This is a genomic window from Kitasatospora sp. NPDC101183, from assembly GCF_044767945.1.
GTDB lineage: Bacteria > Actinomycetota > Actinomycetes > Streptomycetales > Streptomycetaceae > Kitasatospora.
In genome coordinates, this window is sequence record NZ_JBIWOW010000025.1 from 75,038 (window position 1) to 88,958 (window position 13,921).

At 71.9% G+C, this 13,921-nt stretch carries 11 protein-coding genes; 6 read left to right on the plus strand and 5 right to left on the minus strand.

Going from position 1 to position 13,921, the window contains the following annotated elements:
• Positions 1-124 precede the first annotated feature (124 nt).
• Positions 125-1,489: a serine/threonine-protein kinase gene (locus tag ACIRRS_RS29840; protein ID WP_402977099.1), complete on the plus strand. Its 1,365-nt coding sequence runs from the start codon at positions 125-127 to the stop codon at positions 1,487-1,489.
• On the opposite strand, the gene ACIRRS_RS29845 is transcribed toward ACIRRS_RS29840, so the two are convergent.
• Together ACIRRS_RS29845 and ACIRRS_RS29850 are read right to left on the minus strand one after the other, a co-directional pair.
• Positions 1,382-2,641, minus strand: coding sequence for an MFS transporter (locus tag ACIRRS_RS29845; protein ID WP_402977102.1), 1,260 nt, complete (start codon positions 2,639-2,641; stop codon positions 1,382-1,384). The two genes, ACIRRS_RS29840 and ACIRRS_RS29845, sit on opposite strands and share 108 nt — an antisense overlap.
• 117 nt (positions 2,642-2,758) lie before the next feature.
• Positions 2,759-3,070 carry an ArsR/SmtB family transcription factor gene (locus ACIRRS_RS29850; RefSeq protein WP_402977104.1) on the minus strand — a complete coding sequence of 104 codons (312 nt, stop codon included), beginning with the start codon at positions 3,068-3,070 and terminating at the stop codon, positions 2,759-2,761.
• 238 nt (positions 3,071-3,308) lie between these two features.
• Between ACIRRS_RS29850 and ACIRRS_RS29855 the strand changes: the two genes are divergently transcribed.
• From ACIRRS_RS29855 to ACIRRS_RS29865, 3 genes are all read left to right on the plus strand, one after another.
• Positions 3,309-4,430 (plus strand): terpene synthase, encoded by a 1,122-nt coding sequence (locus ACIRRS_RS29855; protein WP_402977107.1) that lies wholly within the window; start codon positions 3,309-3,311, stop codon positions 4,428-4,430.
• Positions 4,431-4,785: 355 nt separating this feature from the next.
• Positions 4,786-7,398 (plus strand): hypothetical protein, encoded by a 2,613-nt coding sequence (locus ACIRRS_RS29860; RefSeq protein ID WP_402977109.1) that lies wholly within the window; start codon positions 4,786-4,788, stop codon positions 7,396-7,398.
• Positions 7,398-8,597, plus strand: coding sequence for a hypothetical protein (locus ACIRRS_RS29865; RefSeq protein ID WP_402977112.1), 1,200 nt, complete (start codon positions 7,398-7,400; stop codon positions 8,595-8,597). The genes ACIRRS_RS29860 and ACIRRS_RS29865 overlap by 1 nt, the downstream gene beginning before the upstream one ends.
• Positions 8,598-8,613: 16 nt before the next feature.
• Here ACIRRS_RS29865 and ACIRRS_RS29870 read toward each other — a convergent pair whose 3' ends face one another.
• The gene (locus ACIRRS_RS29870; protein ID WP_402977114.1) at positions 8,614-10,611 is read right to left on the minus strand and encodes an ABC transporter ATP-binding protein; all 1,998 of its coding nucleotides are present in this window, start codon (positions 10,609-10,611) and stop codon (positions 8,614-8,616) included.
• A 93-nt stretch (positions 10,612-10,704) separates the two neighbouring features.
• Entirely contained in the window at positions 10,705-11,604 is a 900-nt protein-coding gene (locus ACIRRS_RS29875; protein ID WP_402977117.1) for an EamA family transporter, read from the minus strand.
• A 31-nt stretch (positions 11,605-11,635) separates the two neighbouring features.
• Here ACIRRS_RS29875 and ACIRRS_RS29880 point away from each other — a divergent pair, with 31 nt between their 5' ends.
• Positions 11,636-12,178 (plus strand): MarR family winged helix-turn-helix transcriptional regulator, encoded by a 543-nt coding sequence (locus ACIRRS_RS29880; RefSeq protein ID WP_402977120.1) that lies wholly within the window; start codon positions 11,636-11,638, stop codon positions 12,176-12,178.
• A gap of 71 nt (positions 12,179-12,249) precedes the next feature.
• Entirely contained in the window at positions 12,250-12,951 is a 702-nt protein-coding gene (locus ACIRRS_RS29885) for an SDR family oxidoreductase (protein ID WP_402977122.1), read from the plus strand.
• A 75-nt stretch (positions 12,952-13,026) separates the two neighbouring features.
• Here ACIRRS_RS29885 and ACIRRS_RS29890 read toward each other — a convergent pair whose 3' ends face one another.
• On the minus strand, positions 13,027-13,872 hold the full coding sequence (locus tag ACIRRS_RS29890) for a hypothetical protein (protein ID WP_402977125.1): 846 nt from the start codon (positions 13,870-13,872) through the stop codon (positions 13,027-13,029).
• Between the last annotated feature and the right edge of the window lie 49 nt (positions 13,873-13,921).

Here is a 13,921-nt window from a genome sequence, read left to right on the forward strand (position 1 = left end):
TCACCGTCGAACGGCGGGCCCGCGGCGAGCTCCACACCGTCGCGCCGCGGGCCCGCCCCCGTCCCGCGCCGTACCCGCGGCGCCCCTGAGCGGCCCTGCCGGACGATCAGTAAGGTGGTGCCTCGTGACAGCAGTGAACGGGGCACTGGTCGGGGGGCGTTACCGCCTCCACGACCTCATCGGGCAGGGCGGCATGGGCCGCGTGTGGCTGGGCCGGGACGAGACGCTCGGGCGGGACGTCGCCGTGAAGGAGGTGCTGCTGCCCTCCGGCGTGACCGAGGAGCACCGCGAGCAGCTCCTCCAGCGCACGCTGCGCGAGGCGCTCGCCGCCGCCCGGCTCAACCACCCGGGCATCATCACCGTGCACGACGTGGTCGAGCACGAGGGCGCGCCGGTGATCGTCATGGAGTACGTCACCGGCGCCTCCCTCGCCGCCGCGCTCGAACGCGGCGGCGCCCTGCCCGTGCAGCGGGTCGCCGAGATCGGCGCGGCCATGGTGAAGGCGCTGCAGAAGGCCCACGCGGCGGGCATCGTGCACCGGGACCTCAAGCCGGACAACGTGCTGCTGATGGACGAGCGCGTCGTCCTCACCGACTTCGGCATCGCGCACATGGCCGACGCGACCACGACCCTGACCCGCACGGGCGCGGTGATCGGCACCCCCGCGTACATGGCCCCCGAGCAGTTGGAGGGCCGTCCGCCGACGCCCGCCAACGACCTGTGGTCCCTGGGCGCGACCCTGTACGCGGCGGTGGAGGGCGAGGCGCCCTTCCACGCGGACACGTTCAGCGCCCTGTGCATCGCCGTGGTCACCCGGCCGCCCCGCCCGATGCGGCGCGCGGGCGCCCTCGGCGCGGTGCTGGCGGGGCTGCTGACCAAGGACCCGGCGCAGCGGCTGACGGCCGAACAGGCGCTGGCCGCCTTCGAGTCGATCGCCCGCTCGGGAGCCCCGCTGCCCGCCTTCGGCCCCGCCCCGACGTTCCCGGCGCAGGCCGCGCCCTCGTACGGGCCGCCCGTGCCGTACCCGCCGTACCAGCAGGCGCCGCCGCCCGTCGTCGGCTACCCGCCCGCCGCCGCCCCCACGGCCGTGACCACCCGCCCCTCGGCGAGCCCCGCCTCGGCGCGGCTCATCCGCTTCGTCGGCTGCCTGGCCCTGCTCTGGATCGTCGGCACCGTCCTCCCGTGGAACTATCTGGGCCGGATGCCGAGCCGTTTCCTCCCGTACGCGATCGTGACCACCGTCGTGATCGCCCTCCTCCACGCCCTCCCCCGCCCGCGCCTCCACCCGGGCCTGGCCTGGCCGTTGCTCTTCGTCCTCGACGTCCTGCTCTTCTACGTCACCCGCGAGGTCGTCGCCCGCCGCATGCTGGGCATGCCGACCCTAGGCTTCGGCGACACGACCGTGCAGATCGCCGTCAACATGCTCTTCGTGACCACCGGCGCCTGGCTCCTGTGGTGGAAGACCCCCGGCAGCCGCCCCTCCGTCTAGCGCGCCCACCGCGCCCAGCCGGCGCCGGGCCAGGACGGCGAGCAGGGCCGCGAGGGCGAGCGCGGCGCCGGTGAGGGGCAGGGCGTGCGGGCCGGCGCCGGTGACGGTGGCGCCCGCCAGGGCCGTCCCGACGGTGATGCCGAGGTTGGAGAAGGAGATGAACAGGCTGTTGCCGAACTCCGGTGCGGCGGTGGCGTCCTGGGCCAGCCAGCCCTGCGCGACGGCGAGGCCGCCGGAGTGGACGGCGCCCCACAGCAGCACCCCGCCGGCCATCGCGGCCGGGTGCGGGCCGATGGCGTACAGCAGCGCGTACAGGCCCAGGTACAGCACCGGGTAGAGGGTGACCGTACGGACGAGGCCGCGCTCCAGCAGGCGGCCGAAGCCGACGCTGCCGAGCGTCATCACGACGCCGAAGGCCATCAGCGCGGGCCCGGTGAGGGAGGCGTCCACGCCGGTGACGTTCTCCAGGTACTCGGCGAAGAAGCCGTAGCCGGAGAACATCGCGGCGAACACCAGCGTGGCCGCCGCCACCGACAGCCACAGCCGGGTGCTGCGCAGGATTCCCAACTGGCCCGCGTAGGAGGGCCGGTGCTCCTCCTCCAGGTGCGGGAAGAAGAGCAGCAGCGCGACGCAGGCCAGCGCGTTGACGGCGGCCGCCGTCCAGAACGCGGCGGCCAGGCCGAGGTGGTCGGCGAGGTAGGAGGTCAGCGGGACGCCGAAGGCGAACCCGGCGCTGACCCCGGCGAACACGGTGGTCGCCGCCCTCGCGCCCTTGCCCGGCGCGGCCAGCCGGACGGCGGCGGTCAGGGCCAGGGCGAAGAACACCGGGTGGGCGATCGCCGGGAGCACCCGGAAGGCGAGCATCACCGGGTACGAGTCGGTGAGCGCGTACACCGCGTTGGACAGCGCGAACAGCGCCAGCGCCGCCGCGAGGACGGCCTTGCGGGGCAGCCGGGAGGCCAGCAGCGTGCTGATCGGGCCGGTCAGGGCCACGGTCAGCGCGAACGCGCCGACCAGCCAGCCCGCCCCCGAGGCCCCCACCCCCAGCCGCTCGGCCAGCCGCGGCAGCACGCCCACCACGCCCATCTCGGTGGTGATGATCCCGAACACCCCCACGGCCAGGACCGGGACGGCCAGGGCACCCCTGTTCACGACGGCTTCCATCGAAGCTCGAACCTCCAAGATCATGATTATGAATCTAGATAATTAGATGCGTCTGCCCAAAGGAAAAGGGGGCCCGAGGGCACCCCTCCTCCGGAAAGCAGCAGGTCAGAGCTCGTCGCGCGCATACGCCGCGAAGGCCGCGATCGTCTCCTCGTTGCGCCGGTAGAACGTCCACTTCCCCACGCGCTCGCGGGTCAGCAGCCCGGCGTCGCACAGGATGCGCAGGTAGCCGGAGACCACGGACTGGGCCAGCCCGGAGCGCTCCTGGATGTCGGTGACGCACACCCCGACATGGAAGCCGACCCCGCGCTCGCGGTAGTAGTCCTCGTCCCAGTAGCGCTCGGGCGTCCTCAGCCACCGCAGGAAGTCCGCACGCGCGGGGTTGGCGAGCGCCTTGTGCACCGCCAGCGCATCCACCGCGCACGTCCTTCCGCTTCCACCGGGGCCCGTCCCGACGCATCTAATATTCTGGATACGTCCCGAGCTGTCAAGGAGAGCCGAACTCCCCGACCCGGGCGCTCGCTCCGGTCACCCTTTGACGCATACACCTCACAGGGCGTCAGTTCCCCCCTAGGATGATCCAGGGACCGGGCAGGCGACGTGTGCCCGCTCTTCGAGCCTGCGACCTTCGAGCCTGCGACGGGAGTGCACACAGATGGGTGTCCGCCAGCCACAGCCCACCGCCCCGGACTCCGCCCCGGCCACCATCCCGGCCTCCGCGCGGGAGTTCCACATGCCGTTCGAGCAGCGGACCAACCGCCACCTCGAACGGGCCCGCGCCGAAGTGGCCGCCTGGGCCGAGCGCATGGGCTTCTTCGACGCCGAGCACACCACGCGCCGGCCGGACCGCTGGAGCCGCGAGGTCGTCGACGAGGCCGACTTCCCCCTCTGGGTCGCGATGACGCACCCGGACGCCGAACCCGGCGAACTCACCCTGACCACCGCCTGGCACGTCACCCTCTGGTTCGTCGACGACCTCCTCCTCCCCCTCTGGCGCGAGGAGGCCGACCGCGACGCCGCCCTCCAGCAGATCGCCCGCCTGCTGCGCCTCCTCCCCGCCGAGACCCCCGCCGTCCTCGGCCCGGGGCCGGAGAACCCGGTCGAGCGGGCCTTCGCCGACCTGTGGCCCCGCACCGCCCCCGTCATGACCCCGACCTGGCGGCGCCGCTTCGCCGCCGACATCGAGCGCTTCCTGCGCGGCCTCCTGTGGGAGCTGGACCAGTTGGAGGGCGACGGCGGGGGTGCCCGCGACCTGATCGAATACGTCCACGCCCGGCGGGAGTTCGGCGGCCTGCCGATGACCGCCACCCTCATGGAGCACCACCTCGGCGAAATACCCTCCCAGGTCCACCGCCTGCCGCCCTTCCAGGGGGCGCTGCGCGCCTTCGCCGACGTCGTCAGCCTGCACAACGACATCGTCTCCTACGACCGCGAGGTCGCCGAGGAGAGCGTGGACAACAACGGCGTCGAGGTCCTGCGCAAGTCCCTCCTCCACGACCGCGGCCTCGCGGACGCCTTCGACCTGATGAACCGTCTCCTCACCTCCCGCGTAAGGACGTTGGAGACGGCCGTCCTCCCCGAACTCGCCCGCGCCCTCGCCGACGAGGGCATCGGCGAACCGCAGGCCTCCCACGCGGCCTCCTACGTCCGCGCGCTGATGACCGCCACGGCCGGCTCGTACGCCTGGCACGAGGCCACCGGCCGCTTCGACCACCGCCCCGCCCTCCCCCTCGGCCCCACCGGCCCGGGCACCTCGGCCGCCCGCTTCCGCCCGTAGGCGAAACAGCGCAGACTCTCTCACCGCACGACGGCGGCGAACGGGGGGAGACGTTTCGTGCGGCGGGTGATGCAGGTGCTCGGGGGGGGCTGCTGGCGGTGGCCCTCCTGGTGTTCGTGTGGCTGGTCTGGTCGTTCGCCCGGATGATGGAGCCCTTCGATCCCCCGGACGCCCCGGAGGGCGCGCAGCCCGTCGGGCCAGGGGCCCCGTCCGGCCCCGTGACCAGCTGCGCCTCGCCATCCCGCGCCCCGGGCGTGCCGGTGTGCTGTACTCGAACCAGCGGGTTCCGCCATGGCCGGACCGCGCTTCCGGTCGGCCGTCCGCGGAGTCGAACATTCGGCGCGGGAGGCATTTCATGCCCGAATTGTTTCGTTTTGTTGCCCTGCGCGCCCCGGAGCGGCAGCCGGCGCCCACCTCGATCGACCTCGGCACCCAGTCCACGTTCCAGAAGGAGCTGCGCGGTATCCACGGGGCCAAGGATGATCCGCTGCGTACGGCCCGAACCATCGCGGGCAACTTCGTCGCAGGGAAGACGTTCGGCCCGGGGTTCATCGCGGAGCGGGCCGTCATCCCCCAGCAGGACCGGTTCGACCAGTTCGCCGTGGCCGCTGCGGCGGCCACGGGCCTGGCGGGGCTCGACGCGGCGGTCCAGGCGGCCTTCGGGGCGCCGGCGGCGACCGTGGTGGCCCAGCCGTGGTTCATCCGGCTGGCCGGCGATGCGCGCGACACCATCGTCGCCCGGATCATCCTGCCGCAGGCGCGGTCCTACGCCGTCGCGGAGCTCGCCCGTCTCGTCCGGTTGACGGCACTCGTCGAACGGGTCGCCGCGGCCGACGCCGGGCTGACCGACGCGGAGGCGATCGCGGCGGCGCTGAACGCGGTGCTGCTGCTGCCCACTCCGGCGTTCCCGCTGCGCACCGACCTGCCCCAGCCGGTCGGGGTCGGCGACCTGCTGGTCGTCAAGCAGCAGCTGATCCGCTACGAACCCGGTGACATCGCGAAGATCGAGAACATCCTGCGCGGTGAGAAGCGGTCGAAGGTCGACGTGCACGACCTGACCACCGACACCACGACGGTCACCGAATCCAGCAAGACCACGGAGACCACCACGTCGCTGGACGTGACCGAGCGGTTCGAGCTCAAGTCCGAGGTGTCCAACGTCGTCAAGGAGGACCTGGCCGTGAACGCCGGGCTCAGCGTCTCGGCGACGTACGGGGGCGTACAGATCAACGCCAACGCCAACGTGTCCTACAGCCTGTCCAAGCAGCAGTCGAGCACGGTCTCCGCCGACCACGCCAAGAGCGTCACCACCCGGGCCGCCACACGGGTCACCGAGACCACGCGGCGGGAGGAGATCGCGCGGACCATCGAGAAGCTCAGGGAACGCGAGGGGCACTCGTTCGAGAACACCGCGCCCGGCAACGCCAACGTCAGCGGCGTGTACCAGTGGCTGAACAAGGTCTACCAGGCGCAGGTCTTCAACTACGGCAAGCGCCTGCTGTTCGACCTGACCGTCCCGGAGCCGGCCGCGTTCGTGCACGCCGTCATCGACGCCCACGCCCTCACGGCGGTGCCCGTCCCGCCCGAGCCGTTCGTCCTCGTGCAGGACCCGGGCGCGGTCACCTGGCGCCCGGTCGCGGCGAGCGACCTGGGCCCGGACGGCCGGATCAAGGAGACCGCCGTCACCCGTCCGCTCACGCCCGCCGACCTGGACCCGGACCCGACCGCGCCCACGTACTTCGGCCTCTTCGTCGGCAAGTTCGGCGCCGTCGGTGTCAACGCCCCACCCGAACCCACCACGACCGTCTCGCAGTCGCTGTCCGGCGCCGCCGACGATCACAAGCGGACGTTCGCCAACGACGACATCTCCGTCCCGCAGGGCTACCAGGTCTCGGACATCGCCGTGAACGGAGGGTTCGTCGTCGAGGACAACGACCCGATCGACGGCGACGAACTGCTGACGGTGGTCGTCGGCAAGCAGACCTTCGAGGCGCGTGGCGCTCCGCAGAACCTGACGCCCCGCGTGGTGTCCATTCCGGTCAACGGCTCCGCCGATGCCGAGGAGGGGAGCCTCCCCATCGCCGTCGAGGCGACCCAGGCCCGGGACTACGCCATCGCCATCGACGTGACCTGCGCGTGCACCGACGCCTGGCGGGACCAGTGGCGGATCGACACCTACACGGCCCTGCTCAACGCGCACAACGACCTCGTCGGCACGTACGAGGACGCCGTCAAGGCGCAGCAGATCAAGGCCGCGACGGCGGTCTCGCTGGGCGACAACCCGGCGCAGAACCGGACGATCGAGCAGGCCGAGCTCAAGAAGGCGTGCGTCTCGCGGCTGACGGGCACCGACCTGTACGCGGCGGCGTTCGACGACGTCAACGCCGCTCAGCCGGACTTCCCCCGGCCCAACGTGCCGCCGGCGTCCAACCCACAGATCGCGGGTGGCGACCAGGAGGCCTTCATCCGGTTCTTCGAGGAGGTCTTCGAGTGGGAGAACATGCAGTACCTGTTCTATCCGTACTTCTGGGGCCGCTCGCTCACCTGGCACGACAAGGCCGTCTCCGACAACCCGGACCCGCTGTTCGCCGAGTTCCTCAAGGCCGGGGCGGCCCGCGTGGTCATCCCCGTCCGGCCGCAACTCGAAGGGGACTTGCGGTACTTCCTCATGACCGGTCAGCTCTGGGGCGGCGGCGCCATGCCGGAGATCACCGACTCCGACTACCTGCCGATCACCCAGGAGATCCAGGACCGCGACAACGCCCCCGGTGACGAGGTGCCGCAGGGCCCGTCGTGGGAGGTCGAGCTGCCGACCGCACTGATCCAGCTCCGCGCCGACGACACCCTGCCGTCCTGGCGCGAGTTCACCTACCAGGGCCACGGCGTCTGGGTTCCCGGCCGCATCGTCGGCGGCGCCTGGAAGCCCGACTACGGCACCCTCGACGCCAACGGGGACTGGACTCCGTGATGTCCACGGCCATCCCCGACAACGGTTTCACCGCCCACCACTTCCCCGGCACCTCCGACGGGGTCGTGCTGATCATCGCCGGGCTGCACACCAGCGAACAGTGCGGGGTCGAGGTGGCCAACTGGATCCTGGCCAAACTCGCCGACCCCCAGAAACAAGCCAGGCTCGGTGCCATCGTGATCCCGGAGGTCTTCCCGCAGTACGGCCGGGCCGTGCGGCGGGTGGAGTGGATCCACCCGGGCGGCAAGTGGGAGGAGAAGATCGGCAAGGACCGGCACATCCGTTCCAACGACTACCGGGAGTACCCGTACGCGCCGTACGGAGGGAAGCTGTTTCCCAATCGGCAGTTCCCGCCGCCGGGGCAGCCGTTGAGCTACCTCCTGGACAAGAGCGGCAAGGGAATGCTGAAAACGTTCGCCGGGGGTCCCGTCGGCCCGAAGGGGCGTGCCTATCCGCTGTTGCCGCAGTTGAGGTATCTCATCGGGCTCATCGAGATGTTCCGACCGGTGCGCATCGTGTCCATCCACGGGATGCACAGGAAATCACCCACCGCGACGTACGGCGACAACTACTCCGGGGTGTTCGTGGACCCGCGTTACGCCCTCTCGAAGACCGACATTGCCGAGGTGATGGCGAACGAGGCCAAGAAAGCGTCCGACCCGACCAAAGTGTCCGGCTTGGAGAAGTACAAGTTCGATCTCGCCCTGGACCCGGCCTACCCGACCGTGAAGGACGCGAACGGCAACCCCGTACCCAAGCGGTTCGACTCCGCGATCCTGCCGGACGGCAAGAAGGACGACCAACTGGCGCTGGACCTGGCCACCAGGGCGACCGCAATCAACAGCGACGCGCACCTGGTCTGGGGGAACCACCTCGACGACCCCAAGAAGCGGCCGGCGGTCGTTCACTACGCGCGGGAGACCGACACGCCGACCGGATACTCGCTCGGCGACTGGGGCCCGGTGGACGTGCCCGGGGTGCGCCTCGGGGCACCGGTGTTCACCATCGAGCCCGACCAGGACTTCGAGAGCTGGGCGTTCATCGACGGCGTCCAGTACGTCGCCGAGGACGGCTCGCCGCTGACCGTTCCGCAGCGGAATCCGCCACAGATACTGCCGGCCAAGTTCCCCGCCCTGGCGGCACGGTCCCGGTCGCTCCAGGCGTACGCCCAGGCCGTCATCGACGTCCTCCTCGCCTAGGCCCGCTTCCCCGGCTTCACGTCGTCTCCTCGCGGTCGGCGGCGGCGCCCTGGCGGGGCAGCCGCTCGGCGATGCCGTACTGGGCGGCCTGGAGGCGGTAGGCCTCCCGGTAGACGGTGGGGCGGGCCATCAGGTCCTGGTGGGTGCCCTGTTCGATCAGGCGGCCGTGGTCGAGGACGTAGATGTGGTCGGCGCGGGCGGTGGCCGCGAGGCGGTGGGTGATCAGCAGGACGCTGAGGCCCTCCTCGGTCATGCGGCGGATCTTCTCGAAGGCCTCGATCTCGGCCTTCGCGTCCATCGCGCTGGTCGGCTCGTCGACGACGATCAGGTGCGGCAGCCGCCCATCCGGCCCGGGGGTGGAGACGCGGTGCCGGAGGCGGGCGAGGGCGACGCGCTGCCACTGGCCGCCGGAGATGCCGACGCCGCCCACGAAGCCCTTGGCGAGCAGGGTGTCCCAGCCCCGGTCGAGGTCGGCGAGGACGGGGTCGAGGTCGGCGAAGGCGGCAGCCGCCTCCAACTGCTCCTGGCTGCCGGGGACTTCGGGGCGGCCGAGGAGGATGTTGGCGCGCAGGGTGAAGGTCCAGCGCTGGAAGTTCTGGGCGAGCAGGGCGATCCCGGAGAAGAGCTGCGCGCGGTCGGCCGTCGCGGTGTCGACGCCGTCCCAGAGGATGCGGCCGTGCTGCGGGCGGTAGACGCCGCACAGCAGGTGCGCGAGGGTGGACTTGCCGGAGCCGTTCTCGCCGACGAGCGCGACCACCTGGCCCCGGCGGACGGTGAGGTCGACCCCGTCGACGGCCGGGGTGTCGCGGCCCGGGTAGGTGTAGGAGACGCCCTCGACGCGGATCTCCAGGGGCCGTTCGGGCAGTCGGGCCCCGCCCTCGGGGATGGCGCGGAGGTGGCCGTGGCGGCGCAGCCGGTCGAGGTCGGCGACGAACAGCGACTCCTCGTACAGGCTGTTGATCTGCGAGACCAGCCCGCCGATCGAGGCGGAGCCCGTACGGATGGCGACCACGGCGGTGCCGGCCACGGCCAGCGGCATCGACCCGGAGCCGACCAGCCAGCCCAGCAGCGCGAACGCCCCGGTGGTGGCGAGCCCGGCGAGGGCGGCGGTGAGCAGGTCGGTACGGGCCTTGGCCCCGGCGAGGCGGGTCTGTTCGCGTTCGGCGGCGCGGGCCATCTGCTCGTAGTGCCGCAGCAGGAAGGGCCCGCAGGCGTGGACGCGGATCTCGGCGGCCGACCAGGGGCGGATCAGCATGTCGGCGAGCAGGCTGCTGGCCCGGTTGTGCTGGAGCATCGCCTGCGTGGAGAGGTAGCGGCGGCGGGCGGTGCGCACCGCGCCCCAGCCGCGCGGGGCGGTGATGAGCAGCAGCATCGGCAGCAGGGCGGGGTGGAGGACGGAGAGCACGCCGGCGGCGGAGGCGAGGGCGAAGGTGGCGGTGAGGACGGCGGTGGCCTGGCCGATGATGTGCTGGATCGAACCGGCGCCCCAGCGGGCGGAGTCGACGTCGGCGAGGAACTCCGGGTCCTCGATGGCCTCCAGTTCCGAGCGGGAGACGATCTGCAGGAAGTCGACGGTGGCCTGGCGGAACACGGCCGGCTCCAGCCGCCCGGAGGCCCGTCCGGAGACGGCGGCGAGCACGGCCGACAGGCCGTACACGGCGCCGACGGCCGCGACGGCGGGCAGGGCGGAGTGCAGGACGGCGGTCGGGTCGCCGGGGGTGAGGAGGCGGGCGAGGGCCTGGTTGGTGGCGATCAGCGCGACGGCGGCGGCCACGCCGCGCAGCAGTTCGGCGGCGACCAGGGTGATCAGGGCGGTGCGGTCGGCCGCCCAGCCCATCCGTCCGGCCAGTTTCAGGAACCGGGGCATCTGGCGGGCGACCGTCCCGAAGGTCACCCTGGCGCCCGCGAACTCGTGTCTGGCCCAGCCGTAGTCGTAGCGCATGGGGCCGCCGAAGAGCAGGTGCTCGCTCTCGGACGCCGCGGGCTCCGCCGCGCCCGTACCGCGTGTGGTCATGCGTCTCCTGCCGTGGGGCCAGCCGGACTTCGCTCCTGCGCCGAACGGCAGTGTCCGCCCTCGGCGGCCGTCGCGGACGGATTCCGGGCGGGATCAGCCGATCGGGTGAGTCCGCTCCTCCCGTACGGCCGGGAGCGGCTGCGGAGCGCGGGCGGGCCGCCCGAGGACGACGCCGGCCAGGACGAGGGCCAGGCCGCACAGTTGCTGGAGCGTCAGGGCCTCCCCCGCGAGCGCGGTGCCGAGCAGGACGCCGGTGACGGGGTTGAGCAGGCCTATCAGCCCGACCGTCCCGGCGGGCAGGTGCCGCAGGCCGGTGAACCAGACGGTGAAGGCCAGCGCGGTCGCGACGAGGGCGACGTACCCGAAGGCGAGCAGCGCGGACGGGGACAGCGCGGGCGGGCGGCCCTCCACGACGGCGGCGACCGGCAGCAGGAACAGGCCCCCGGCGGTGAGCTGCCAGGCGGTGGAGGCGAGCACGTCGGTGCCGTCGGTGTTCCAGCGCTTGGCGAGGATGTGGCCGAAGGAGGACACCAGCATGGCGGAGGCCGAGGCGAGGACGCCGGGCACGCTCAGGGTGCCCGCGCCCGTGAGCAGCATGAGGCAGACCCCGCCGAGGCCGATCGCGGCGCCGGCGAGGTGGGCGCGGCCGGGGCGTTCGCCGACGAGGGGCCAGGCGATGAGCATCATGGCGAGCGGGGCGACGGCCATGACGGTCGAGGCGATGCTCGTCGCGAGCAGCTGGGAGGCGGCGTAGACGAGCACGAAGAACACGCCGACGTTGAGCACACCGAGCACGGCGGAGCGCCCCCACCAGGCGCCGCGCGGGCGCCGACGGCACAGGGCGAGCAGCACGAGTCCGGCGGGCAGGGCGCGCAGGGCGGCGCCGTAGAGGGGGCTGTGGGGCGGCAGGAACTCGTGGGTGACGTAGTAGTTGGCGCCCCAGGCCACGGGGGCGAGGGCGGTGAGCGCGACCCAGCGCAGATTGGCTTCCATGGAAGGAAATATAGCTTCTCGGGAAGCTATGATGGTCGGCATGGACGCCCCGCAGCCGAACGACCCGTACCCGCCGGACCGCGTGGCCCGCATCCAGGCCGACTGGCACCGCGAGCGCCCCGACCTGGACGTCTCCTCCCTCGGCGTGATCGGCCGGCTGCACCGCCTCGCCGACCACCTCACCGAGGAGCTCTGCCTCGTCTACAAGCGCTACGGCCTCGGCGAGGGCGAGTTCGACGTCCTGTGCGCGCTGCGCCGCGCCGGCGAGCCGTACGAGCGCGCGCCCGGCGAGCTCGCCGCCCACACCATGGTCACCACCGGCGCGATGACCAAGCGGATCGACCGCCTGGAGCGGGCCGGGCTCGTCACCCGCCGCCGCGCCGCCGACGACCAGCGCGGCCGGATCGTCGCCCTGACCGGGCCCGGCCGCGAGCTGATCGACCGGGCCTTCGCCGAGCACATGCGCAACGAGCGCCGCCTCCTCGGCGCGCTGACCCCCGCCGACCGGGAGGCGCTGGAGCGGGTGCTCACCGGCTGGGTCTCGCAGGTGGAGAACCCGGCCCTCGGCGCATGATCGCCAACTCGCATAGAGTGCAGCCGTTCCAGCCCGTTCCAGCCCGCGCCTCCCGAGGAGACGATCACCGCATGGACCGCGTCACCCTGATCACCGGCGGCTCGACCGGCATCGGCGCCGCCACCGCCCGCGCCCTGCTGAAGCAGGGCCACCGAGTGGCCGTCACCGGGCGGGGCGCCGACAAGCTCGCCGCCTTCGCCGCCTCGACCGGGGCACCCGCCGGCTCGCTGCTGACCGTCCCCGGCGACGCCGCCGACGCGCAGGACGTCGCCGAGGCCGTACGGCAGGCGGTGGACGCCTGGGGCCGGCTGGACAACGTGATCGCCAACGCCGGGTTCTCCCTCCCCGGGAACCTGGAGAGCCACTCCCCCGAGGACATGCGCGCCATGGTCCTCACCAACGTCCTCGGCCCGGCCCTGCTGGTGCAGCGGGCCCTGCCGCACCTGCGGGAGTCCCGGGGCCGGATCATCATCGTCGGCTCGGTGGCGGGCGTGCGCAACACCCCCGGCAACCTGTACTCCGTCACCAAGTGGGCGGCGCACGCGCTCGCCGAGAACACCCGGCAGCTGGTCGCCGGGGACGGCATCGGCGTGACCGTCGTCGCCCCCGGGGTCGTGGACACCCCGTTCTGGAGCGAGCGCGGCGGCACCCCCGAGGCCACGCCGGTGCTCACCGCCGAGCAGATCGCCGACACCATCGTCTTCGCCGTCAACCAGCCCGAGGGCGTGACGGTCAACCAGCTGACCGTCCGGCCGACCGGCCAGGTCAACTGACGTACGGGGCACCGGAAGCCGCGCGCTGACGCGCAAGAGCGCCGCCCCGCTGTGGGCAGCGGGGCGGCGCGTCCACTACTTCGGCTTGTAGCCCGCCTGGATCTTCCCGTACGCGAAGTCGGGGGCGTCCCTCTTCGCCTCCCACCCGGAGAGGCACCCGAGGTTCTTCTCCTCCGCGAACGTCCTCAGGGCCTTGTGGTCCTGAAGCGTCCATTCGAAGGTGCCCTCCTTTCCGTACATGGGGCATGCTCCGATGTGCCGCCAGGCCTCGGCGTCAGTGAGCCCGAAGGCGTCCTTCACGCTCCCGTGGACCGCCTCCAGCGCCTCTTTGGCGGATGCCCAGGGGATGTACTCGACCAGCGCGTTCACCAGGGCCGGAGTGACCTTTGCGTTGTGGAGGTCCTTCAGGAGCTTGAGCCCGAAGTCGGTGAGCTTGAAGCGTCCGTTGTTGTCCTTGTCGACCTCAAGGCTGTAGGAGACCCGCAGACTCGGGTATTTCTTGAGCAGGCCGGCCACCAGGACCGCATTGCGCTGCCGCACTGCACTCCTGCTGACTTCCCCTTCGAGGTCGAAGTTGATGTGGTCGACCGCATAGCCGTCGATGACGGCCTGATATCCCTTGAGCAGGACCGCAGAATCGTCGATCTGGTACTCGGGGGCGATCGGCTTGCTGCCGCCGAAGCTGATGACAGGAACACCTCCACCTTTTTTGAAGGCGTCGATCTCCTCCTTGAAATGGCTCGGCGCGGGGTCAGGACTCAAGCCCGCCCAAGTGAAATCCGTGGCCCCTTCACTCACTCCGACGAATGCCAGGGCGAACGCCTTGATGCCACTGCCCGTGGAATACGTGCTCAGGGTGTAGGTCCGACCGATCGTCATGTCCACATACGGCATGACGGGAACATCCCACTTCTCCGACACTTCTGCCTCCTTCTCCGACCGGGCGAGGCGGGTCGGCCGACCACTGCGA